The sequence below is a fragment of the Haladaptatus cibarius D43 genome, assembly GCF_000710615.1.
GTDB lineage: Archaea > Halobacteriota > Halobacteria > Halobacteriales > Haladaptataceae > Haladaptatus > Haladaptatus cibarius.
The window spans coordinates 35,824-56,546 of record NZ_JDTH01000002.1 but is presented as its reverse complement, the minus strand read 5'-3'; the positions used below and the strand labels follow the sequence as shown (position 1 = coordinate 56,546).

Here is a 20,723-nt window from a genome sequence, read left to right as displayed (position 1 = left end):
ACTTGTTGGTTCGAGTGGGAATTCTCTATTAGCGCGTCCACGCCGCCACCCCCGAAAAAGTACCGTTGAATGGAATTTGATTCCACTATCGTACAGCTTATTTATCTGAAATCGGCCAATAACGGTATCAATGAGAACGCGTGAGAAGGGGTATGACGGGAACGATTGCTGAGGTGACGTTTCCCGCCGATACGTTCGCCCTCCAACGAACCCTTCAAAAGCTCGACACTACCCGGTTCGACATCGAACAGGTCGTGGCACACAGTCGAAATCGGCTGCTGCCGTTCGTCTGGGCAGGCACCAGCGACCATGAAGCCGTCGAATCCGCCCTCCTCACCGACGATAGCGTGAGAAATTTCCAACTCATCGCCGAGTTCGACACTGAATGTCTCTACCAGTTGGAGTGGGTCACCAAAATCGACGCCCTCGTGCAAATCCTCGTGGAAGAACAGGGAGCGATTCTCACCGCAACCGGAAAAAAAGATACGTGGAATCTCCGGATTTTGTTCGGTGACCACGACGCACTCGCTCGTACCTACGAACATTGTGAAACCCGAGGAATCGACCTCGAAATCAACACGATTCAGGAGTTCACACAGAAACGACCCGGCCAGTTCGGTCTGACCCAAAGTCAACGACAGACACTTCAACTCGCCCACGACCGGGGCTACTACTCCGTTCCGCGGGAAGTCTCCGCGAAAACGCTCGCTGGTGAACTCGGTGTGACACATCAATCCCTCTCGGAGCGACTACGCCGCGGTCACGAGAATCTCGTGAAAAATACGCTCGCTGGCGGTCAGTAGTCGAGCAGGAATCGAACGGAAAGCCGCTGGGCCGAACCCGCTTAGACGTATTCGAAGGCGATGCCAGCGCGTTCTGCGGTCAGTTCGTCCCGACGCGAATCCCCGACGAAAACGGCGTTTCCATCCACACCGAGTTCCCGTAGGGTCGCACGCAGCGGTTCCGGATGGGGCTTTCGCGTTGAAACCGAATCCCGTCCGACGACGGCATCGACGTGTCTCGCAAGTCCGTGCGTTTCGAGGCCGACGTGGCAGGCCGATTCACAGTTCAGCGAACACACGCCGACGGGAACATCACGGGAAAGCAGTTCGTCCGCGTGCGGGAGGCGAGTCGAACGTCGCGCGCCATCACGTTCGTGCTGGCCGATTATCGTCTCGATTTCTCGCCGGACATTCGCCTCGTCGGCTAAATCGAGCATCCGCCAGAGGTCGGCGTCGCTCGCATCGACGCCGTGAGTTTCCAGTTCCATCGCTACGTCCTGTGCCACCGCTTTCCAGTTCACGATGAGTTGCACGAGCGTTCCATCGAGGTCGTACACCACCGCTGCAACGTCGTCAGTCACAGGTTGCTGTAGGAAGGTCGGGCGCAAAGGGACTTCGGTCGGTGAACCACTCGGTTGTTCGGTCTGATTACTCGATTACCTCTTCCACTGTCTCGACCAGCGCCGTCACGTCGGAATCCGTGTCAACCGTGAAAAATAGTCCCTCTTCGCCGACGAGCACCCGAACGAGGATGACGTGATCCATGAAGGTAGCAAACGAACGGACGCTGCCCGCATCGCGGAACACCTCCTCGAAGAGGTCTTTTTCCATGAAATCGACGTGGACGTAGGAGAGGACTTCCTCGAAGTGGTCTACCATTTCCCGTTCGCTGTCGTACAAATCGAGGGTCATCTGGTCGGCATACAGGGTGTTGAAATTCTCGGTGTCGTACTCGACGCAGAGGTGAACAGAATCGCCCGCCGCGTTTTGAAGCGCAGAGACTGCCGAATCGACATCGAAGGAGACGAGGGATGAACGGTTGGAGATAGTCATCGAATCACGAAACTGGGTATCGAATCAGCCATCCCGGCGATGTGGCATAAATCTATGGGGTTAGCCCAGCAGATTGCGGGCGATGACCTTCTTTTGAATCTCGGAGGTTCCCTCGTAGATGGTCGTGATTTTCGAATCGCGGTAGAGGCGTTCCACATCGAAATCCGTCGTGTAGCCGTAGCCGCCGTGAATCTGCACCGCCTCGTTCGTGATTTCGACGGCGGACTCGCTGGCGAAATACTTCGCCATGCTCGCCGCCATCTGGTGTTCCTCGCCAGCGTCCGCGAGTCGGGCGGCATCCCGAGTCAGCAGACGCCCTGCCTGTAGTTTCGTCTGCATGTCCGCGAACTTGTGCCGAATAGTTTGGATGTCGGCAATCGGCTTGCCGAACTGCTCGCGCTCCTCGGCGTAGTCGATGGCTTGGTCGAGTGCGGCCTGCGAGAGTCCGACCGACTGACTGGCGATGCCGATACGGCCGCCGGTCAGAATGTGCAGTGCGGCGGAAAGTCCCTTGCCCTCTTCGGTGAGTCGGTAGTTGGCGGGAATCCGCACGTCGTCGAAAATGAGACTCGTCGTGTCGCTCGCGCGCAGACCGAGTTTCTCCTCTTTCTTCCCGACTTCGACGCCAGCGTCCTTCGGAACCACGAACTGCGTGACGCTTCGCGGGTCGTCCCGGTCGGTTTTAGCGAACAGGACGATCACGTCGGCGCGCTTGCCGTTCGTAATCCACTGTTTTTTGCCGTTGATGACGTACTCGTCGCCCTCCTTTCGCGCCTCGGTGGACATCTCCGCCGGGTTCGACCCGGCTTCGGATTCCGACAGCGCGAACGCACCGACAGGTCGTCCCTCGGCCATCTCGGGAAGCCAGCGTTCTTTTTGCTCTTCGTCGCCGAACTCCGCGAGACAGGACGTTGCAAGGCAGTGAACCGACAGCGCCGTGGCCACCGACAGCGCGCCGTAGGCGACTTGCTCGTTGGCGATGCTGTAGGTCATCTTGTCCACGTCGATGCCGCCGTACTCCTCGGGCACCGTCATGCCCGTCAAATCGAGTTCTGCGAGTCCGTTCCACACGTCCTCGGGGAATTCTTCGTTCTCGTCACAGTCCGCCGCAGTCGGCTGGATTTCCTCGACAGCGAATTCCCGAACCACGTCACGAATGGCCCGTTGTTCCGGGGAGAGGTTCATGGCGGTTCTTCGAGTGCCGGGGGAAAAAGATACCCGTTTTCCGTGACACAGGGATACATTTCAGCATCCTCGACGCGTTGCCGGTTCCCGACAACGTATTAGTTTCCTCCGTGACGAGTGACAGTATGTCAACAGACCCTCCGAAAACCGAAAGACGGGAAACCAGCGAGACGATGCACGGCGAGGATATTTCCGACCCGTATCGGTGGCTGGAAGGTGACGACGGGGCAGTGCAGAAATGGATTTCCACCCAGAACGAATACGCCGACTCCCATCTTCAGACGACGGCACGCGACGAACTCAGACCACAATTCGAAGCTCTCGCAGAAATCGCGGAGTTCTTCCCGATTAAACCCACTTCCGGAGGCTACTTTCAGCGAGTGTCGTTTCCGGACGACGACCTGCCAGTTCTGTCGAGTCGGGACGTGTTCGATGGCGAGCGTCGCGTCCTCGCCGACCCGAACGAGTGGAGCGACGACGGCACGCTGACGATAAACTGGTTCGTCCCGTCACCTGACGGGTCGCTCGTCGCCTATGGCGTCATGGAGGGTGGCACCGAGCAGTACGATATTCGCGTCATCGATAGCGAAACCGGTGGCCTCGTGGACGAACTCCGAGACGTCGGACGAAGCGGCGAGTTCTCCTTTGCGTGGGACGAAACCGGATTTTACTACGGTCGAACCGGAACGCTGGACGAGGAGGGGCAACTCGACAAGTCGCTTGCCTACCACCGACTCGGTGATGACGGCGACGACCACGAGTTCGCAATCGAACTCGACGACCAAACGTGGGGACGCCTCCATACTGGCGGCGACGGCGAGCACGCCGTCGCTGCGCTCATGCGCGACTGGGAACGAACTGACGTGTACTACGAGCAAAACGGGGAGTTCGAGCCGCTCGTCGTGGGCGAAGACGCGATTTTCGACCCGCAAATTCACGACGACCGGGTTTTCTTCCGGACGAGCGCTGACGCCCCGAACTACCGAATCGCACGAACAAATTTCGACGGAGGCGACCGCACCCCGAACGACCTTGAATCGGTGATTCCGGAGAAAGAAGCGATTCTGTGGAAGTTCGCCATCGCGGGCGACCATCTCGTCGTGCAGTACGAACGCAATGCAATTTCCGAACTCTCGGTGTTCACCCTTGACGGCGACCACGTCGAGGACGTTTCCTTGCCCGGAACCGGTTCCATCGACGGATTGCATGGCGTGCGCGAAAGCGGCGAGTGCTTCTTCCGGTTTCAGTCGTTCGACCAACCGCCGACAGTTTATCGGTACGTCGTCGGCGACGGCCTGACAGAAATCGACCGACCGGCGGTGTCCATCGACGCTGACCTCGAAGTCGAACAGGAGTGGTACGAGTCGAAGGACGGTACGGAAGTTCCGATGTTCATCGTCCACGCCGGAGTCGAACTGGACGGCGACAACCCGACAGTTCTCTACGGCTACGGTGGATTCGACCTCAGTCAGTCCCCGACCTTCCGGCAGTACACGATTCCGTTCGTCGAACGGGGCGGCGTCTTCGCCGTCGCAAACGTTCGCGGCGGCGGCGAGTTCGGCGAGGAATGGCACCACGCCGCGCGAAAGGAACGAAAGCAGAACACCTTCGACGATTTCATCGCGGGGGCGGAGTACCTCGCAGAGCGAGGCTATACCCGACCCGAACGTCTCGGAATCGAAGGCCGAAGCAACGGCGGGCTAACTGTCGGGGCGACGCTTACTCAGCGTCCAGACCTATTTTCGGCCTGTCTCTGTGCCGTTCCCTTGCTCGACATGCTCCGGTTCCACAACTTCCTGCTCGGCGCGTCGTGGACTTCCGAGTACGGGTCGCCCGACGACCCGGACGATTTCGAGTACATCCGCGAGTACTCGCCATATCACAACGTCGAAGAACGGGAGTATCCCGCGGTGCTGTTCAAAACCGCCGAAGGCGACAGTCGGGTGCATCCATTTCACGCTCGAAAAATGACCGCGCGAATGCAGGGACTGAACACCGCAGACCGACCGGTTTTGCTCCGCGAAGAACAGAATACGGGCCACGGAACCGGAAAGCCGACGGAGATGGTCGTGCGAGAAAAGCTGGACGAATGGTCGTTCTTTTTCGAGCAGTTAGCAATCTAACACCGGTTTCGGGCACTATTCACGCAAAAACGAAACTACATCTTCCGGTTCAGCCGACAGTCCGCCACCCTGCGCAAACGCCGAACTGCCGCCGCCACCGCCGCCGAACTCGGCGGTTACCTCGTCTATCACGTCACCTGCGGAAATGTCGCCGTCTGCACCAACCACGAGGAACGTCGCGCCGTCTTTTCCTGTGAGTGCGACCACGTCCGCCGCATCGCCTGCAAGTTCCCGGACGCGGTCTGCGAGTTCGTTCGGGCCGACGCCGTCGATGGTGCCGACCAGCCACTCACTGCCGTTTCGGGATGTCGTCTCGTCCGCCAACTCCTCTATTTTCTCGCCAACGAGTGTGGATTTCGCGTCCGCCAGTTCGCTTTCGAGGCTGTCGAGTTCGTCGGTGAGTCTATCGATTTCCTCGGGCAAATCTTCGACACTCGTCCCCGCGATTCGCGCCGAATCGAGCGCCGAGGATTTTTCGTCCGCTTGCTGTTGGATTGCTGGCGGGCCGACGGCGAACTCAACCCGAGTCAATCCCTCGCCGGGGTTCGACCGTGAAAGCATGGTAACCGGGCCGATTTCGTGCGTATTTTCGACGTGTGTTCCGCCGCAGGCCGCCACGTCCCACTGCTCTATTTCCACGACTCGAACCATCTCGGAATCGCTCAGGACGCCCTCCTCCGTTTTGGTGTTGAACGCGATGTCCTCGCGTTGCATCGCTTCTTCCTTCGGGATTTCTTCCCACGACACCGGAAGCGAATCCCAAACCGCGCGGTTCGTCAGGCGTTCGAGTTCCACGAGAATTTCGTCGTCGATGTCCGTCGAGGTTTCGAAATCGACGCGAATTTTCTCCTCGCCGATGTCGAAGCCACCGTAGCCGAGGTCGTCCAAAATTCCCCGACCAGCACCGTAGAGGGCGTGGCTTGCGGTGTGCGCTCGCATGCAATAAGTTCGGAAGGCTTCGTCTATCTGCCCGACGATGGTATCACCCGCTTCGAACTCCGGGCTGGCGGCCGAATCCGGGTTCGATCCGGATTCGGCCGCGATTTCGGCTCCTGAGTCGGCTTTCGTTTTAGTTCCCGACTCGGATTCCATTTCGACTCCGGACTCGATTTTCGTTCCGAGCGTGTGAACCACTTCTCCGTCGTGTTTCTGTACGTCAACGACCGGAACGCCACCGAGGGTTCCTCTGTCGGCGGGTTGACCGCCGCTTTCGGCGTAAAAATACGTCTCCGAGAGAACCACGTCGCGCCCGTCTCGTCGTTCGACAGTCGTTTCGAAGCGCGTTCGATAGGGTTCCGCTGGCGCGCGAGTCATACTCCGTTCTCCGAAACCGGCGGACAAAAACGCTCCGCCGATTCAAACCCTACGCCGATTCCGAGAGCGTCACGTCGAGGTGGTCTTCCAACGCTTCGATGACCGATCCGCCGACGCCCGCCCGGTTTGCCCGGTTCTGTTCGACCGCGAGAAGGTGTTTTTCCGGAATGTCGAGTTCGTCGGCGAGTTCCTCGCGCTGAAGGCCCGCGTCCTGTCGCGCTTCCACGACGTTGTCGCCATAGTTGGAGACGAGGTACGGTAGAGGGTCGCTGTCGTAGTTCGTCCCCTCTTCCTCCCAGTGGCGGGAGTCGCCCTTTCGGGCGTCATCCATCCGCGCCGTCCGCTGGGCGGCCCGGCGCTTTCTGTCCTGTTCGCTGGGTTCTCGGTTCTCGGTTTTCGTGGGCTGTGCCGCGTCGTTGTGGCTCGCACAGTTCTCGCAGACGGACAACTGCGCGCCCGCGACACTCGCCTCGGTCAGCGAATCGGTCGCTTTCCCGCAGAGTTCACAGGAACCGCTGCTACCGCCGCCGGAGGAGTTCCCGGTCGAATATTTAGCCATACACCTGTTAGGGAGGGGCCACATTTCAATATCGCGTTTACATTCCGGAGCAAAGTCGCGGAAACGCGCCCGAACGTTTATTCTCGGCGTCGTCGTCTCCTTGCCGGGGGAATTTGGATGCTAAGCGCACGAAACCGACTGACGGGAGAGGTAGTAGAACTCCAAACCGGTGACGTGACCGCCGAGGTTACAATCGACGTAAACGGCGAGACGATAACCGCGGTCATCACCCGCGAATCGGTCGAAAATCTCGAAATAGAAGAAGGAATGGAACTGACTGCGGTGGTCAAAGCGACCGACGTGATGGTTCGGTCGGACTGATCGAGTGGGGAGTGGCGAAAATCAAACGCGGACGAAAACGCTTTTTCAGCGCGTCGTGTCGTTCGAAATATGAGTGGAATCATCTTTTTCGCCAGCGAAAATCGCGCGGAAACCGTCGAATTCTACACCGATCGACTCGGTGCGGACGTGTGGCTCGAACAAACCGACTGTACGATTCTGAAATACGACAACATGCTGTTCGGATTCTGCGCGCGTGACTCGGCAGACACGGATGGAATTTTGACCTTCATCACCGACGACCGCGCGGGTGTCGATTCGCGGTACGAAGAACTGGCGGACTGTGCACGCGAGGAACCAAATGCGAACCCGGAGTACGACATCTATCACTTCTTCGCGGACGACCCGGAAGGGCGAGCCGTCGAAGTGCAGACGTTCGACCACGAAACTGAATCGGTGTGAATGGAGGAGTTATTTTTCCACCGCGTCGGCGATTCGTTCGACTGCCAGAACCAGTCGCCACATGAGATACAAGAATACGAACGGAACAATCGCACCGAACCACGCCAAAATATTCCCGATAATCAAAAAGCTATACAGTAGCGCGGCAAGCGCGATAACTCCGAGTCCGGCGATGAAAATTCGATCTTTGGAGTTGGAAGACATTCTTGACTGATATACTCATTTGAAGCACACACATTTTTCGAATCACCGAAGGTACACAGATTCGCGCCGAACCAACAGACCGATTTACCCGCTTCCGGTTACGGTTTGCATGGACGAGTTCGGCTACACCACCAAGGTCGAAACGCGGTACAGCGACTTTGACACGATGGGCCACGTCAACAACGCGGTGTACGCGACGTACCTCGAACAGGCGCGAATCGACTATTTTCGGGACGTTATCGGGATTCCACTGAACGAAATCAGCGGCGTCATCGCGCATCTCGAAATCGACTACCGCCGGTCGATAACGCCCGAAGACGAGGTGACCGTCGCCATGGCGGTCACGGAACTCGGCGAATCGAGCATCACGATGAAACACGAAATCCGCGCGGGAGACGATGTGGCCGCCACTGCCGAAGTCGTGCAGGTCGCCATCGACAGGGATACCGGCGAACCTCGCTCGATTCCGTCCGAACTGCGCGACAGAATAATCACGCACGAAGACTGCTAACCGAAATCGCTTTTTTACCCGGTTGTCATCATCTAGCATGAATACCGTTTTTCACGTCTCGACGCCCGAGGCCGCCGAACGCTCGATTGCGAAAGTGCAAAACCTCGTCGCGGGCGTCGAAACCGTTTCTTCGGGAGTGGGTGAACTAACCCGACTCCAGACGCGTGGCTACGCCTCTATTCGTCTTTGAGTCAGTGTAAAAGAAATCAACCAGCAGTTGCTGGTCGGTACAAATACGGACAACGCTCACCAGCAATCGCTGGTGAATGTTGTTTCAGTAGGATTGTGCGTGGGTGATGTCCTCGAAGGGTAACACCGGAACGGCAAACCCGTCCCGGCTAACGGCCAGAAATCACGGTTTCTGGCCACACCACCTGCATCGTGTTCGGCGGTGAAACCGCCTCACGTGTTCGCGGCAAAGCCGCGCATGCGATGCGTGGGACCGGATTTGAACCGGCGGACCCCTACGGGACAGCGCCCTCAACGCTGCGCCGTTGGCCTAGCTTGGCTACCCACGCTCGCTGCGTCTTTCTGCACTCAATCGTAGACGGTGGCCTAATAAAAGACCTTTCATTTGAATCGCCGACGCGAACGGTTCGCACAGAAATGATAGTCGAGGGCCACTACTTTCATATCGTTTGAACCCGTTCGGAAGAAAGATGTCCCTCCGGCGACTCATCAATCGGCTTCGAAACAACCACATCGACTACGTCTGTGCGAACTGCGGGCGGGCGTTCGACCTCCCGCTTGATGCCTGTCCTTCGTGTGAGGGTGAACCCCTGCATCGAATCGTAAAATGACGGAGATGCGATTCGCCGTAAAGTAACTGGTATGCCGCGGGAGTCCTAACGCACGGGCATGGAGTCTACGGTTCGAAACAACGTTCCGGCGCTGACCGCGCTGTTGACGGTCGTTTCGCTCGCGTTAGTGTTTGCCGCGGTGCTCGGAATCGTCCCCAAGGGGTCGATTCCGCGCGCACCCGATTCGGTTCTCGGCGCGATTCCGCACGCCAACGCCGTCATCAGCATCGTCGCGGTTGCGGTCATCGGAACCGCATGGCGCGACATTCGACGTGGAAACGTTGCCCGCCACCGCGCCGGGATGCTGACGGGCGTCGTGCTGTTCGTCGCCTTCCTCGGTCTGTACCTCTACCGCGTGTCGCTGGAGGGGCCGACCAGTTTCGCAGGCCCGGAAACCGTCTACCAGTTCGTCTACCTGCCGGTGCTGGCGATTCACATGCTGTTGGCCATCGCCTGTATTCCCCTGCTCTACTACGTCCTCCTGCTGGCGATTTCGCACCCAATCAACGAACTGTCGCAAACGAACCACCCCCGAGTTGGCCGAATCGCGGCGAGCCTGTGGCTAATTTCCTTTTCGCTCGGCGTGGTCGTTTACGCGCTGTTGTACGTGGTGTACTGAACACGACGACTGTCGGATTCTGGACGCCAATCTGCCACACGATATTTCCGCCAGCAACGCCAATGACACCTATGCCAGTTCCCGGGTACGACGAGGACGATTTGGACGAGATGCTCGAAGAACGACTGGAAGAACGCGACGAACAGTTTCTCACGGCAAGTCAGCGCGAAGAGTACGAAAACGGCGGCAGCCTCCTCGACATCCTCAGCGAGGACGACATCCACCGACTGCTGGACGACGACGAGTGAGTTTGGGATGTGAGAGTGCGAGATGAAAATGGCGTGACAGCAGACCGTTTTCGCCCCGTCTCAGAATCTACACGCCCGGCCTGCGGACCTCGGTGTCCTCGTGAACGACAAAGGAGAACGAGGGCTTGTCAGAACGTGCTCTGACAGTGGATGAAGTGCGAACGAAAGAGGTGCGAGTGGCGAAGCCACGAGTACCGACTGAGTGAGGGCTTCGTTTGGGGCCGAGATTTGATGTCACTCCGTCTGAGTCAGTATCGTTCTCAACCACGGTTACAGAGATGCTAGCTGATGCCGACTCCAAACGAAGCCTGCGAAAAACAGAGTCTTTCGCGGTACCGGAAAACCAAGGATTTTCCGTAGCTCGCAAACGCGAATCGTTTGCTCACCCGTGAAAATCTCCGATTTTCTCCGGCCCTCAGTCATCTCGAAAAACTCGTTTCACTCGTCTTTGTTCGACTCCTTCGCCCTTCATCCGCCAAGGAAAGTGGATGTGAAAATGCCGTTTCCCGGTTGGTTCTCCTGCCTATCGCTCGCGGACGACTCGCTACGCTCGTCGTCCTCGCTGTCGTTCGAAATGCGTTTTCTCTCGAAACTCGTTCTCAGTCGCTCTCGCCTGCAATCACGGGACGCGAAACGTCGCGGTCGGTTTCTTCGTCTTCGATGTCGTAGGGATATTCACCAGTCACACAACCCAAACAGAGGTCACCCTGCTGGACGGCGAGCGATTCCGCGATGGCCTCCTTCGAGAGGTAGGCGAGGCTGTCCGCCGCGATGGCGTCCCGAATCTCCGCCACGGATTTGTTCGAGGCGATGAGTTCTTCGCGGGTGGCCATGTTGATGCCCATGTAGCACGGCGCGACGATTGGCGGCGCACCGATTCGCATGTGGACTGCTTCTGCCCCGCAGTCCTTGAGCAGTTGGACGAGTTGCGTCGAAGTCGTCCCCCGGACGATGCTGTCGTCGATGATGGTCACGGTTCTGCCTTCGACGGTCGATTTGATGGGGTTGAGTTTGAGGCGCACCGCGCGCTCGCGCTCGTCCTGCGTCGGCATGATGAACGTCCGCCCGACGTAGCGGTTTTTCATCATCCCTTCCGCGAACTCCACGTCAGAGCCGTCCTCCTGTGCGGCCTCGGCGTATCCTGAGGCAAACGCGCGACCCGAGTCGGGCACGGGCATGACGACGTCGCTCTCGATGCCGCTTTCCTCCCAGAGTTTTCGGCCGAGTTCCCGCCGCACTTCGTAGACGAGACTGCCGTCGATGACACTGTCCGGGCGCGCGAAATAGACGTGTTCGAAAAAGCAGTGGGCGGTTTGCTCACGCTCCACGAGTTGGTACGAATCGTATCCTTCGCCGTCGTCTTGGAGGACAACGAGTTCGCCGGGGCGCACGTCGCGGACGAGTTCGCCGTCGATGGTGTCGATGGCCGCCGATTCGGAGGCGATGACGTAGCCGTCGTCTACTTTTCCGATGACGAGCGGGCGATTTCCTTCCGGATCGCGCACGCCGAGGACGGTGTCGTCGTGCATGATGGCGAGCGAGTACGACCCATGGATTCGGTTCATCGTTCGCTTGACTGCACGGATGAGGTCTTCTTTCAACAGGTTGCGCGCCAAATCGTGTGCGATGACTTCCGTGTCGCCGTCGGAAGTGAAGGCGTGGCCCTTTCCGGCGAGTTCGTCCCGAATCTCGTCGGAGTTGACCAGATTGCCGTTGTGCGAGAGCGCGAGCGACCCGCTCTTGAACGAGACGGTGAACGGTTGCGCACAGCTTTTGTCCACGCTTCCGGCGGTCGGATAGCGAACGTGGCCGATTCCGGCGCTTCCGTTGAGTCCGTCGATGTCCCCTTCGTCGAAGGCGTCCCCGACGAGGCCCATCGAAACGTGGTCGTGCTGTTGAAACCCGTCATGAGTCACGATGCCCGCCGACTCCTGTCCGCGGTGCTGGAGGGCGTACAGCGAGTAGTAGAGGGGGCGTGCCGCGTCTCGACCTGCGAGTGACGCGCCGACGACGCCGCATTTCTCCGTCGGCCCGCCGAGGTTCGCGTCCCGGCCAGTTGACATAGCTACCCATTGTGCGGGTGGGTAGTAAAAACCCTCGCTATCGTGCCGTATTCAGCACCCCGAAGACATTAAATATGCACATTTATGCATTCTTCATGCACGCAGAAATCTGTTCTTCAAGTTTCATTTCCGACCGACGAGCCAACGGCTCGTCGGTCGAACGAGTAAGAGGGGAAAATCAGCGGCAGGCGCTTAGTTGTCGTCTGTTCGACTCTGCCACTCGTAGCTTCGTTTCTTACTCGACTTACCGAAGCCGCACGACGAGCATTCCTTCTTGCGCGAGTGGTAGGATTTCTCGCCACAGCGGCGGCATTTCACGTGTGTCGTCTTATTCTTCTTGCCCTGGCTCGGGGTTCCTGCGCCAGTCATGGATTAATCGAAACGACGTTATCGCCGCGTATAATGGTTGTGTCTTCGTCTTCGATGACGAGGTTCATGTGCTGGTCGTAGCCGGTGAGTGTGCCGGTGTACTCCTCGCCACCCTTCAACTGTACGGTCACGACAGAGTTCAGCGACGCTTCGAGAACGTCGAGTGGTCGTCCGCTCATATCAACAAACCCAGTGTTTGCGTTCATAAACGTACCGGAACGCGAGTCGGAAACCTTCGTTTTGACCGGAATTTAGAGATCGACCGCGAACCCGTCGCGGTCGCTCGCTCGCACGGCGAACTCGGCGAGCAGGTCGGCGGACAGTTCCAGATCGTCCGTGTCGATGACTTCCACGGGGGTGTGCATGTAGCGATTCGGCAGACCGAGGTTGAGCGACGGCGTGCCGCCGCTGGCCGTGTAGAAGGCGTCAGCATCCGTTCCTGTCTGAACGCCTGCGGCTTGCAGTTGGACGGGAATGTCGGCGTCCTCCGCCGCCTCGCGGATTGCTTTGACCACTTCGATGTGGTTCGTGCTTCCGCGTGCGACGACTGGCCCGCCGCCGAGGTCGATGTCGATGTTCTTGAACTGCTCTTCGTTGGTCACGTCCGGGCTATCCATCGCGTGAGTCACGTCCACGGCGACGATTGCGTCGGGGTCGAGGTCGAAGCCGACCATCTTGGCACCCTGCAATCCGACTTCTTCCTGCACGGTACTCACGGCGTACACAGTCGCGTCCGCGCCGCGCTCTGCCGCGCGGCGCAACGCTTCCGCGGCGACCCACGTTCCGACGCGGTTGTCGATACCCGGCCCGGCGAGTCGCGTGCCGTGAAGTTCCTCGATGTTCGGGGTGAAAACGATAGGGTCGCCGACGTCCACGAGTTCCTCGGCTTCCGATTCACCGCTCGCGCCGATATCGACGTGTTGTTCGGTGATGTCTTCGAACTCGTCGTCCGCGGGGTCGCGCAGGTGAATCGCTCGCTGGCCGACGACGCCGTTGACCACGCCGTCGTCGGTGTGTATCTCGACCTGTTGTCCCTTCGTGACGGTTCTGTCGGAGCCGCCGATTGTATCGACGCGGAGAAATCCGTCTTCGTCGATTCCGGCGACGATGAGGCCGATTTGGTCGGCGTGACCCGCAAAGGCGATTTCGGGGTCGTTACCCTCCACGACGGCCACTGCGTTTCCGTATTCGTCCGTTCGTACTTCGTCCGCGAACTCGGAGACATACTCGACCCACGCGCGCTGTCCGGGAACTTCGAATCCCGACGGACTGGGTGTCGTCAACAGCGTCTGGAGAAACGCACGATGTTGTTCGTTCATATCGGTGTAGGAGAGACGATGTCTCTTCAACCTCCCGAACATCGTCACATAGTGTAACAGTCTAGAGGTTTGTCCCGAACCGATAAGGCCGAGATTACCGAATGGGTGGCTATGGGGGTTTTCGAACTGCACCTACACGAACCGACCGTCACGCTCAACACCGGCAAAAATGGGTCGAAATCGGAGTTGGGTTGGAATCAAAGCGATAGTAGCGAAGAACGACCGCCGATTGCGGGAAAACTCGGGCCGGTGTTCATACTGCTTGCAGTCATCGTTTTCGCCGTTCTTCGAAATCGACGCCGGGAGTAGGAGGACGACGGACGAACGACTGAGAACGATCGAAATCGGCGCGGACAGAAGGATTTTGTCCGCGCAACTACAACGTAACCGCGTGAATATCTATCGTAGTGTGCGTGCCGTCACCGGCGCGTCCGGAAACGGCCCAATCGACTGGGCCGCGGTCGCCGAGGCGGCGAAGTCTGCGACGGAACCGGGTTCTATCGAACTCTCCGACGAACAGAAAACGGGGTACGCGACCGACGTTCGTGATGCTCGCGCCCGCGTCCGGGAGGTTTCGGGCGTCTCGTTCGACGTGCCAGACACCATCGAAATCCAGAATCGCCACCACTGGATAGACGCGAACATCACCACGTTCAAGCGCGTGATGGAACCTGTGGAGGAACACGGCCCAACGGTGCTTCCCGGCGTTTCCCGCGTCGTCAACACGGGCACGATGTCGTTCATGCTCGCCCTCCTCGGCAACAACGTCCTCGGGCAGTACGACCCACTCCTCCTCGCGGATGGCGACGCCGACGACCACGCGCTCTACTTCGTCCATCCGAACATCGAGCGCATCGCCGGAAAGTTGGACGTGGATTTCGACCGATTCCGACGGTGGATAGCCTTCCACGAGGTGACCCACGCCGCGGAGTTCGGCGCAGCCCCGTGGCTCTCCGGCCACCTCGAATCGCGGATGGAATCCGGCATCGAAGCGCTGGCCCACGGCGAAGTTGACCGCGAGGCGTTCCGCGAACTCGACGCCGTGATGACATCCGTCGAAGGTTACGCCGAACTCCTCATGGACGAGGCCTTTGACGACGAGTACGAAGACCTGCGGCGGAAAATCGAGGCTCGCCGAAAGGGAATGAATCCTCTCTCGAAACTCGTCCGGCGGATGCTCGGCCTCGGCATGAAACGCAGACAGTACGAGCGCGGCAAGGAGTTCTTCGAGAACGTCGTTGACGCCGAAAGCGTCGAAACCGCGACGAAAGTGTGGGACGGCCCCGAGAACCTACCCAGTGACGACGAACTCGACCATCCGGAACGGTGGCTTGCGCGAATCGAATAGGAAATCACCGCATAATCCACGTCAGATACCACGTCAACAGCACGCCCAGAAGAAGACCGCTGACCGTTGCGGCGAGCATTCCGACCGTGTTCGCGCCGCTCTGAAACGCGATGAGGCCGCCGGACGCGCCGACCAACAGGACGATTGCGATTTTCAGGCGACTCATCGCCGACGACCGGTCTTCACGACTCATCGGCGCGACCATCATCGCACCCGAAATTTGTGCGTCGCTCGTTGGGTTCGGAGATTCATCTGCGTGCCATCGCCGCGTTCCGGGTGTACTGCCCCCATGAAAACAGGCGCGGTTGGAAGGTTCTTAAACCCCGACGGGACGAGGCTCCGACTGGAAATACGATTCCGATTGGAGATGCGATTCCGACTGAAAATTCGAGTCTGGGATTGAGTGATTGCTACTGGAACCCTCTGCCCACTTCGTCCTCGTCTATGAGGTCGTCTAGTTCTTCGGTCAGCAGTTCCTCGCTCTCCTCGAACGTTTCTGCGAGGTCGCTGACCGATTCCGGGCGGTCGTAGCCGTCGAAATCCATCGGGCCGAACGCCGGACTTTCGACGACTTCCATCACGTCATCGAAGAGGTCTGCGCCCGACGTCGGGGCGTCGGCGTGCGCCTTCAGCACCTCGCCGAGATGCTTTGCGCGCGCCTCTGCTTCTTTTTCGTCGGGCGTTTTTTCCTCAGGATTTCGAACCGCAAACCGCCCCTCGCGAGAATCCGTTTTCGGGAGATAGCTTCCGATTTCGTCGTCCAACTTTCGGGCGACTTGTGCCCCCACGCCGCGAACCTCGTAGGGATTTTTCGCGTAGGTTTTCAGGTGATACAGTCCGGCCTTCTGGTGGCCGAGATACAAATCCTCGCCGACACCGCCCGCTCTCTGCCCCCCTGCGGCCCGCCACCCGTCCGGGTCAACGTCGCGGTCGATAACGTCCTGTAGAATTTCCTGCCACTCTCGAACCCGCATGGGTACACCGTGACACGCCGGGGAGATTAACGTGTCGCTTCCGCTGGATAGTTCGCCAAGGTGAGTTCGGGGTATTTGATTCGGTTTTGTTGTACTGATTCGGCTTTATGACACGAAAATCGGACGGTCGCCATGAAATTAGTTTTTGAGAACGGTGTTACTAGGTAATCACGACTCCAAAATAACCGCTACCGCCCACATGCCTCCCCAACCGATTCCTTCGTTCACTGCGCTCACTCAGTCATCCCTCGCGCGGAAACTGGCAGACCCGAGGACACGTCGTTCTCGGGTCTGCCAACGCACGCGCCGGAGTGGATGTGAAAATTCCAGTGATTCGACTATTCAATGTGGCGCGCGCTGATGAAACTTCGAGGAGTTCTCCTCCGAGAAGTCGAATCAGAGTCGCGCGAGGGATGAGCGAACGAGCCCCAGCGAGTGAGCGAATCGGTCGGGGAGGGTGTGGTGAACGAGATTTCTGCGAAATCTCGCGAGCGAGCGGTGCAACCGCGAGCGCGGTGCGGGGCGGTATGATTGGAGTCGTGACTACCTAGCACCACAACGAACAAACGATATTTATCAAATAAATCTCACCTACCATACCGAGAAGAACCATCTCCAAAACCACCCTTCAAATCCCAGTTCTGTAGAAGATTGATAACGAACACCATCGCACGCTGATATGTGACATACGACCTCGCCGACCTCGGATTCCGCGACACGAACCACCCGACCGCCAGACTGCTGTCCACAACCAAACACCCCGTGGTCGGCGTCCTCGGCATCTGTACGGTCGTGGCGATTGTCGCGCTTCCAGACCCACTCCCGGAACTCCCGGTCGCGCTCTACGCCCTGCTCGGCATCGCGGAAGGGTTCGGACTGGCAGTCGCGGCGGAGAATCTGGTTGCGCGCCCGACCAAACGATTTCGCTTCCGTCGCGCAGTACACACGGTCGGGATGGTCACCGGGGCCGTCCTGACGTTCGTCGCCGCGATGGCGATTTTGGGCGTTCACCTGACGCTCCGCGATTGGGCGCTGTTGGGTGGCTTTTGCGTCTCGGTTCCGACCTCGCTGGCCCTCATCGACTATCTGAAAGACAGGGTTCGAAGGGAACTACACCCCAAATAAACTATCCCTCGAACGCACAGTTACCGCGACACCCAGTTCTATTTCCCTCCGGGAGAAACCGGAGGCCATGACCGACGAAGAAAGCGACTCGCCCACGGTTCTCGTCCTCCGGCGCGGAACCCACGGAATGCCCGTTTTCGACTACGTCGCCGAACTCAGAGAACGGTTGCCGAACCACGAAATTCTCCACGCGAGAACGCCCGAGGAAGAACGCGAGTTTATCGCCGACGCCGACATCGTGGCGGGCATGAGCATTGACGAAGAACTGCTTAGCCACGCGAAGAACCTGCGTCTGTTCGCCTGCGCCTACGCCGGGACGGGTCACCTCCCGCTTTCCGCACTCGAATCGCAGAACGTGGCGGTGACGAACGCCTCGGGGGTTCACGGCCCCAACATCGGCGAACACGTCCTCGGTGCAATTCTGACGTTCAGCCGCGATTTCCTCCGTGCGGGCCGACAACAGTCGCGCCGGGAGTGGCGCCACTTTCAGGCCGACGAATTGCAGGGAAGCACCGTGACCGTCGTCGGACTGGGCGCAATCGGGGAGGCAGTAGTCGAACGATTGGACGGTTTCGGCGTCGAAACCATCGGCGTGCGCTACTCGCCCGAAAAGGGCGGCCAAACCGACGAAGTGCTGGGATTCGACGAGTTGCACGACGCGTTAACCAGAACCGACTACCTCGTGCTGGCCTGCCCGCTGACCGACGAGACTGAAGGATTGCTCGGCACCGCGGAGTTCGACACGCTCCCGCCGAGTGCCGTGCTGGTGAACGTCGCCCGTGGGAGGGTTGTCGAAACCGATGCACTTCTCTCGGCGATTCGTGGGAATCAGATTCGCGGGGCCGCGTTGGACGTGACCGACCCCGAACCACTGCCGGAAGACCATCCGCTGTGGAACTTCGAGAACGTACTCATCACGCCCCACATGGCGGGTCACACGCCGAAATATTTCGCCCGACTCGCGGACATTCTCGCCGAAAACGTTCGGCGCGTGAGCGAAACCGGAGAATACCAGGAACTGCGAAATCAGGTTCGATAGTGGTTTCGGATTCCGCGGTGCCGCGGAATTCGCCTCAGGTTCGGTAGTCGTAAGCGAGGTAGAGAAACAGAAACCCGAACACACCGACCATCGGGGCAAGCAGAACGATGGCGACATCGTCCTCGACCGCGGCGCGACCCACGACGACGATACCGACAGCAGTTCCGAGGAACAGCAGGCCAAACGCCACGAGCGTTGCTTGCACAGTTCGATTCACTTCGGTCGGTTGGCTCGTCGGTTCGTGAGCGATTCCGTCCTCGATACCCTGCTCCACGTCCGGTGCGACCGACGCGGGAACCGTAAGCCACTGTTTGTTGCTCAGGCGTTGTGCCTCGGAGGAGAGCCGAAAAACGGTCATTCCGGCGAGTTCGAATCGGCGGAATCCGTCGTAGTCGTCGAACGTGAGTTCGCGGGCGGGGCGAAAATTGGAGCCGTCTAGTTTGAGAACGCGCCGAGTCAAGTCTAACTCGCCGGAGGCTTCGAACGTCCTGACGACGACGAACATCGCTCCGTAGAGAACCGGAAACAGCAACCACAACCACGGGGCGACCATCGCCACGGCGATGGTCGCCACTGCACTGACGACAGACGCGGCGACCAGCGGGAGCGGTCGAAGATGCTCGGCAAATCCCAGAAATACCGGCTGGTTCGACTCGGTAAACAGTGGTAGCAGATAGAGCAGGGAGAACGGCCCGCCGACCAATCCGAGAAGGAGGGCGAGCGCGAGAATCTCGAACTGGCCCGAGAGCACCGTCGTCACGCCGACGAATGCGATTCCGGACAGTACAATGAGCGTCACGCCGCCGATGATTCCGTAGGCTCCGTGCAGGCAGATGAGTGCGAGACGACTGTCCGTCGGGTCGAGCGACCATCGAATCGTCTCGTCGGAGGACGCGTCGCGGGAAGACACGTTCTACTCACTGTGTGTCAACATCATATACATTCCGTCGAAAAGTCGGAGGGGGGTTGGATGGTAGTTGAGTGGTGATTCGGTCGGGGAAAGGCGGTCGGATAGCAGCTCAGTCGGGAGACGGCGGTTCGGCCAGCCTCCTTACCAGAGCTGTGCGGCGGGCGTCTCGCAAGCGTCACAGACGACCGCGTCGTTTCCTTTGTAGGTGCCTTGCTCCAATCGGCCGTCGTGGCACCACTGGCAATCCTCTCCTTCAAGGCGTCCGATGACGCTCGACTGGGTCGTCAAACTCATCTCGTTCGCACGTTTCGTCGCCCGCGCTATGAATTTGCTGGCCCACCTTGCAGGGAGTTTATCCTTCGTGGCGCACTAGGAATGGACATGAGCGAACAGCAATCCGACCTGCCCGAGAACGAAGACGAATGGCGCGAGCGACTCTCCGACGAGGAGTACCACGTCCTGCGCGAGCAGGGTACCGAACGCCCGGGAACCGGCGAACACCTCGATAGAAAGGACGACGGAACCTACGTCTGCGCCGGTTGTGGCGCGGAACTGTTCGACTCGGACACGAAGTACGATTCGCACTGCGGGTGGCCGAGTTTCTACGACGTGCCCGAGGGGAACGTCGAAACGCGAGAGGACAGGAGCAACGGCATGGTTCGAACCGAAGTCGTCTGTGCGAACTGCGGCGGCCACCTCGGCCACGTCTTCGAGGACGGCCCGGAACCGACCGGACAGCGCTACTGCATCAACAGCGCGGCGATGGATTTCGACGAGGAGTAATCCAAAACGTTCTCGTTTCCTGTCGATTCGTTTTTCACACAGTATCTCTATCGCTCGATTATGGGTCGCCCGAGCGAGAAAACAATCGAACTCTCCACGAAAAAGGTCGTCATCGCGTTCGTGGCGATTGTGCTAAGCCTCTGTGGTGTCATGGTCTACGCCGGGGGAAGCACCTCGGGTGCGCTGTTGTTGTGGTTTCTCGTCGCTATTTCGCTCGGTGGACACCTACTTTTGAAACCGGAGAACGCAGCGGAAGACGAAACCGAGGACACGTCTTCAACTGTCGAATCTCCCTCGCAGGACGACGGGAGTGAATCGGGCGAGAATATCGATAACTCGACGGATACCGCCAACAGTGAATCTCACGACCGCGACCACACCACCGACGACGCGCTTGCCGAACTCCGCCAGCGATACGCTCACGGCGAGGTGAGTGAGGAGCAGTTCGAACACCGTCTCGAAGCGCTCCTCGCCAGCGACGACGGCGGAGATGCGGCTATCGCCGCACTCCGCTATCGCTACGCAATGTGCGGACTGACGGATGAGCAGTTCAAGCGAAAGTACGACCAACTGCGAGCGACGGACACAGTGGAGAACGCTGAAGATAGTTTCAGTCGGTCGGAAGCGATTTCGGAAGGGGAGTGAGTTACGCGC

The 20,723-nt window shown here is 59.0% G+C and carries 29 protein-coding genes and 1 tRNA gene; 15 read left to right on the top strand and 15 right to left on the bottom strand.

The window, feature by feature from the left end; translation table 11 throughout:
* The first annotated feature begins 152 nt into the window (after positions 1-152).
* Positions 153-803, top strand: coding sequence for a helix-turn-helix domain-containing protein (locus tag HL45_RS05465; RefSeq protein ID WP_049970146.1), 651 nt, complete (start codon positions 153-155; stop codon positions 801-803).
* Positions 804-844: 41 nt separating this feature from the next.
* Here the strand turns inward: HL45_RS05465 and HL45_RS05460 are convergent, their stop codons facing one another.
* The 3 genes from HL45_RS05460 to HL45_RS05450 form a co-directional block, all read right to left on the bottom strand.
* Positions 845-1,363 (bottom strand): HAD family hydrolase, encoded by a 519-nt coding sequence (locus tag HL45_RS05460; RefSeq protein ID WP_049970145.1) that lies wholly within the window; start codon positions 1,361-1,363, stop codon positions 845-847.
* A gap of 67 nt (positions 1,364-1,430) precedes the next feature.
* Complete coding sequence (locus HL45_RS05455; RefSeq protein WP_049970144.1) at positions 1,431-1,835, bottom strand: hypothetical protein; 405 nt, start codon at positions 1,833-1,835, stop codon at positions 1,431-1,433.
* A 60-nt stretch (positions 1,836-1,895) separates the two neighbouring features.
* Positions 1,896-3,020 carry an acyl-CoA dehydrogenase family protein gene (locus HL45_RS05450; RefSeq protein WP_049970143.1) on the bottom strand — a complete coding sequence of 375 codons (1,125 nt, stop codon included), beginning with the start codon at positions 3,018-3,020 and terminating at the stop codon, positions 1,896-1,898.
* Positions 3,021-3,145: 125 nt separating this feature from the next.
* Between HL45_RS05450 and HL45_RS05445 the strand changes: the two genes are divergently transcribed.
* Positions 3,146-5,143, top strand: a complete 1,998-nt coding sequence (locus tag HL45_RS05445; RefSeq protein ID WP_049970142.1) for a prolyl oligopeptidase family serine peptidase — start codon at positions 3,146-3,148, stop codon at positions 5,141-5,143.
* 15 nt (positions 5,144-5,158) lie between these two features.
* Here HL45_RS05445 and HL45_RS05440 read toward each other — a convergent pair whose 3' ends face one another.
* Entirely contained in the window at positions 5,159-6,457 is a 1,299-nt protein-coding gene (locus HL45_RS05440) for a serine-tRNA(Ala) deacylase AlaX (RefSeq protein ID WP_049970141.1), read from the bottom strand.
* Between the two features lie 49 nt (positions 6,458-6,506).
* Complete coding sequence (locus HL45_RS05435; RefSeq protein ID WP_049970140.1) at positions 6,507-7,016, bottom strand: helix-turn-helix domain-containing protein; 510 nt, start codon at positions 7,014-7,016, stop codon at positions 6,507-6,509.
* Between the two features lie 117 nt (positions 7,017-7,133).
* Here HL45_RS05435 and HL45_RS05430 point away from each other — a divergent pair, with 117 nt between their 5' ends.
* Both HL45_RS05430 and HL45_RS05425 read left to right on the top strand, forming a co-directional pair.
* Entirely contained in the window at positions 7,134-7,337 is a 204-nt protein-coding gene (locus HL45_RS05430; RefSeq protein ID WP_049970139.1) for a TOBE domain-containing protein, read from the top strand.
* 69 nt (positions 7,338-7,406) lie between these two features.
* Positions 7,407-7,757: a glyoxalase/bleomycin resistance/dioxygenase family protein gene (locus HL45_RS05425; RefSeq protein WP_049970138.1), complete on the top strand. Its 351-nt coding sequence runs from the start codon at positions 7,407-7,409 to the stop codon at positions 7,755-7,757.
* Between the two features lie 9 nt (positions 7,758-7,766).
* Here the strand turns inward: HL45_RS05425 and HL45_RS05420 are convergent, their stop codons facing one another.
* On the bottom strand, positions 7,767-7,961 hold the full coding sequence (locus HL45_RS05420; protein WP_049970137.1) for a hypothetical protein: 195 nt from the start codon (positions 7,959-7,961) through the stop codon (positions 7,767-7,769).
* 109 nt (positions 7,962-8,070) lie between these two features.
* Here HL45_RS05420 and HL45_RS05415 point away from each other — a divergent pair, with 109 nt between their 5' ends.
* Positions 8,071-8,472, top strand: coding sequence for an acyl-CoA thioesterase (locus HL45_RS05415; RefSeq protein WP_049970136.1), 402 nt, complete (start codon positions 8,071-8,073; stop codon positions 8,470-8,472).
* 37 nt (positions 8,473-8,509) lie between these two features.
* Positions 8,510-8,662 carry a hypothetical protein gene (locus HL45_RS20745; RefSeq protein ID WP_158413664.1) on the top strand — a complete coding sequence of 51 codons (153 nt, stop codon included), beginning with the start codon at positions 8,510-8,512 and terminating at the stop codon, positions 8,660-8,662.
* 243 nt (positions 8,663-8,905) lie between these two features.
* Here HL45_RS20745 and HL45_RS05410 read toward each other — a convergent pair.
* Positions 8,906-8,990: transfer RNA gene (locus tag HL45_RS05410), tRNA-Leu, on the bottom strand.
* 141 nt (positions 8,991-9,131) lie between these two features.
* Here HL45_RS05410 and HL45_RS21130 point away from each other — a divergent pair.
* The 3 genes from HL45_RS21130 to HL45_RS21125 all read left to right on the top strand — a co-directional run bounded on the left by HL45_RS21130 (position 9,132) and on the right by HL45_RS21125 (position 10,139).
* Positions 9,132-9,272, top strand: coding sequence for an FmdB family zinc ribbon protein (locus HL45_RS21130; RefSeq protein WP_162833852.1), 141 nt, complete (start codon positions 9,132-9,134; stop codon positions 9,270-9,272).
* Positions 9,273-9,330: 58 nt separating this feature from the next.
* A complete protein-coding gene (locus HL45_RS05405) occupies positions 9,331-9,891 on the top strand; it encodes a DUF420 domain-containing protein (RefSeq protein ID WP_049970135.1) in 561 nt (186 codons plus the stop codon).
* Positions 9,892-9,962: 71 nt separating this feature from the next.
* Entirely contained in the window at positions 9,963-10,139 is a 177-nt protein-coding gene (locus tag HL45_RS21125; protein WP_162833851.1) for a hypothetical protein, read from the top strand.
* Positions 10,140-10,738: 599 nt separating this feature from the next.
* Here HL45_RS21125 and purF read toward each other — a convergent pair.
* The 4 genes from purF to HL45_RS05390 form a co-directional block, all read right to left on the bottom strand.
* The gene (gene purF / locus HL45_RS05400; RefSeq protein WP_049970134.1) at positions 10,739-12,202 is read right to left on the bottom strand and encodes an amidophosphoribosyltransferase; all 1,464 of its coding nucleotides are present in this window, start codon (positions 12,200-12,202) and stop codon (positions 10,739-10,741) included.
* Positions 12,203-12,394: 192 nt separating this feature from the next.
* On the bottom strand, positions 12,395-12,571 hold the full coding sequence (locus HL45_RS19830) for a 50S ribosomal protein L37e (RefSeq protein WP_084156807.1): 177 nt from the start codon (positions 12,569-12,571) through the stop codon (positions 12,395-12,397).
* Positions 12,568-12,750 carry an LSM domain-containing protein gene (locus HL45_RS05395; RefSeq protein ID WP_049970133.1) on the bottom strand — a complete coding sequence of 61 codons (183 nt, stop codon included), beginning with the start codon at positions 12,748-12,750 and terminating at the stop codon, positions 12,568-12,570. Before HL45_RS05395 ends, HL45_RS19830 begins: the two co-directional genes overlap by 4 nt.
* Positions 12,751-12,822: 72 nt before the next feature.
* The gene (locus HL45_RS05390) at positions 12,823-13,890 is read right to left on the bottom strand and encodes a M20/M25/M40 family metallo-hydrolase (protein WP_049970132.1); all 1,068 of its coding nucleotides are present in this window, start codon (positions 13,888-13,890) and stop codon (positions 12,823-12,825) included.
* 111 nt (positions 13,891-14,001) lie between these two features.
* Here HL45_RS05390 and HL45_RS05385 point away from each other — a divergent pair, with 111 nt between their 5' ends.
* Positions 14,002-14,199: a hypothetical protein gene (locus HL45_RS05385; protein ID WP_049970131.1), complete on the top strand. Its 198-nt coding sequence runs from the start codon at positions 14,002-14,004 to the stop codon at positions 14,197-14,199.
* Positions 14,200-14,281: 82 nt separating this feature from the next.
* The gene (locus HL45_RS05380; protein WP_049970130.1) at positions 14,282-15,238 is read left to right on the top strand and encodes a zinc-dependent metalloprotease; all 957 of its coding nucleotides are present in this window, start codon (positions 14,282-14,284) and stop codon (positions 15,236-15,238) included.
* A 4-nt stretch (positions 15,239-15,242) separates the two neighbouring features.
* On the opposite strand, the gene HL45_RS05375 is transcribed toward HL45_RS05380, so the two are convergent.
* Positions 15,243-15,431, bottom strand: a complete 189-nt coding sequence (locus HL45_RS05375; protein WP_233274696.1) for a hypothetical protein — start codon at positions 15,429-15,431, stop codon at positions 15,243-15,245.
* 217 nt (positions 15,432-15,648) lie between these two features.
* Positions 15,649-16,212: a hypothetical protein gene (locus HL45_RS05370; RefSeq protein ID WP_049970128.1), complete on the bottom strand. Its 564-nt coding sequence runs from the start codon at positions 16,210-16,212 to the stop codon at positions 15,649-15,651.
* 681 nt (positions 16,213-16,893) lie between these two features.
* Here HL45_RS05370 and HL45_RS05365 point away from each other — a divergent pair.
* A complete protein-coding gene (locus HL45_RS05365; protein WP_049970127.1) occupies positions 16,894-17,337 on the top strand; it encodes a hypothetical protein in 444 nt (147 codons plus the stop codon).
* A 67-nt stretch (positions 17,338-17,404) separates the two neighbouring features.
* Positions 17,405-18,376, top strand: coding sequence for a D-2-hydroxyacid dehydrogenase (locus tag HL45_RS05360; RefSeq protein ID WP_049970126.1), 972 nt, complete (start codon positions 17,405-17,407; stop codon positions 18,374-18,376).
* A 34-nt stretch (positions 18,377-18,410) separates the two neighbouring features.
* Here the strand turns inward: HL45_RS05360 and HL45_RS05355 are convergent, their stop codons facing one another.
* Both HL45_RS05355 and HL45_RS21120 read right to left on the bottom strand, forming a co-directional pair.
* On the bottom strand, positions 18,411-19,286 hold the full coding sequence (locus tag HL45_RS05355) for a hypothetical protein (RefSeq protein ID WP_049970125.1): 876 nt from the start codon (positions 19,284-19,286) through the stop codon (positions 18,411-18,413).
* A gap of 141 nt (positions 19,287-19,427) precedes the next feature.
* Positions 19,428-19,580, bottom strand: coding sequence for an HVO_A0556 family zinc finger protein (locus HL45_RS21120; protein WP_162833850.1), 153 nt, complete (start codon positions 19,578-19,580; stop codon positions 19,428-19,430).
* Positions 19,581-19,667: 87 nt separating this feature from the next.
* Here HL45_RS21120 and msrB point away from each other — a divergent pair, with 87 nt between their 5' ends.
* Together msrB and HL45_RS21555 are read left to right on the top strand one after the other, a co-directional pair.
* On the top strand, positions 19,668-20,069 hold the full coding sequence (msrB, locus tag HL45_RS05350) for a peptide-methionine (R)-S-oxide reductase MsrB (protein WP_049970124.1): 402 nt from the start codon (positions 19,668-19,670) through the stop codon (positions 20,067-20,069).
* 60 nt (positions 20,070-20,129) lie between these two features.
* Positions 20,130-20,714, top strand: coding sequence for an SHOCT domain-containing protein (locus HL45_RS21555; RefSeq protein WP_049970123.1), 585 nt, complete (start codon positions 20,130-20,132; stop codon positions 20,712-20,714).
* Positions 20,715-20,723 lie beyond the last annotated feature (9 nt).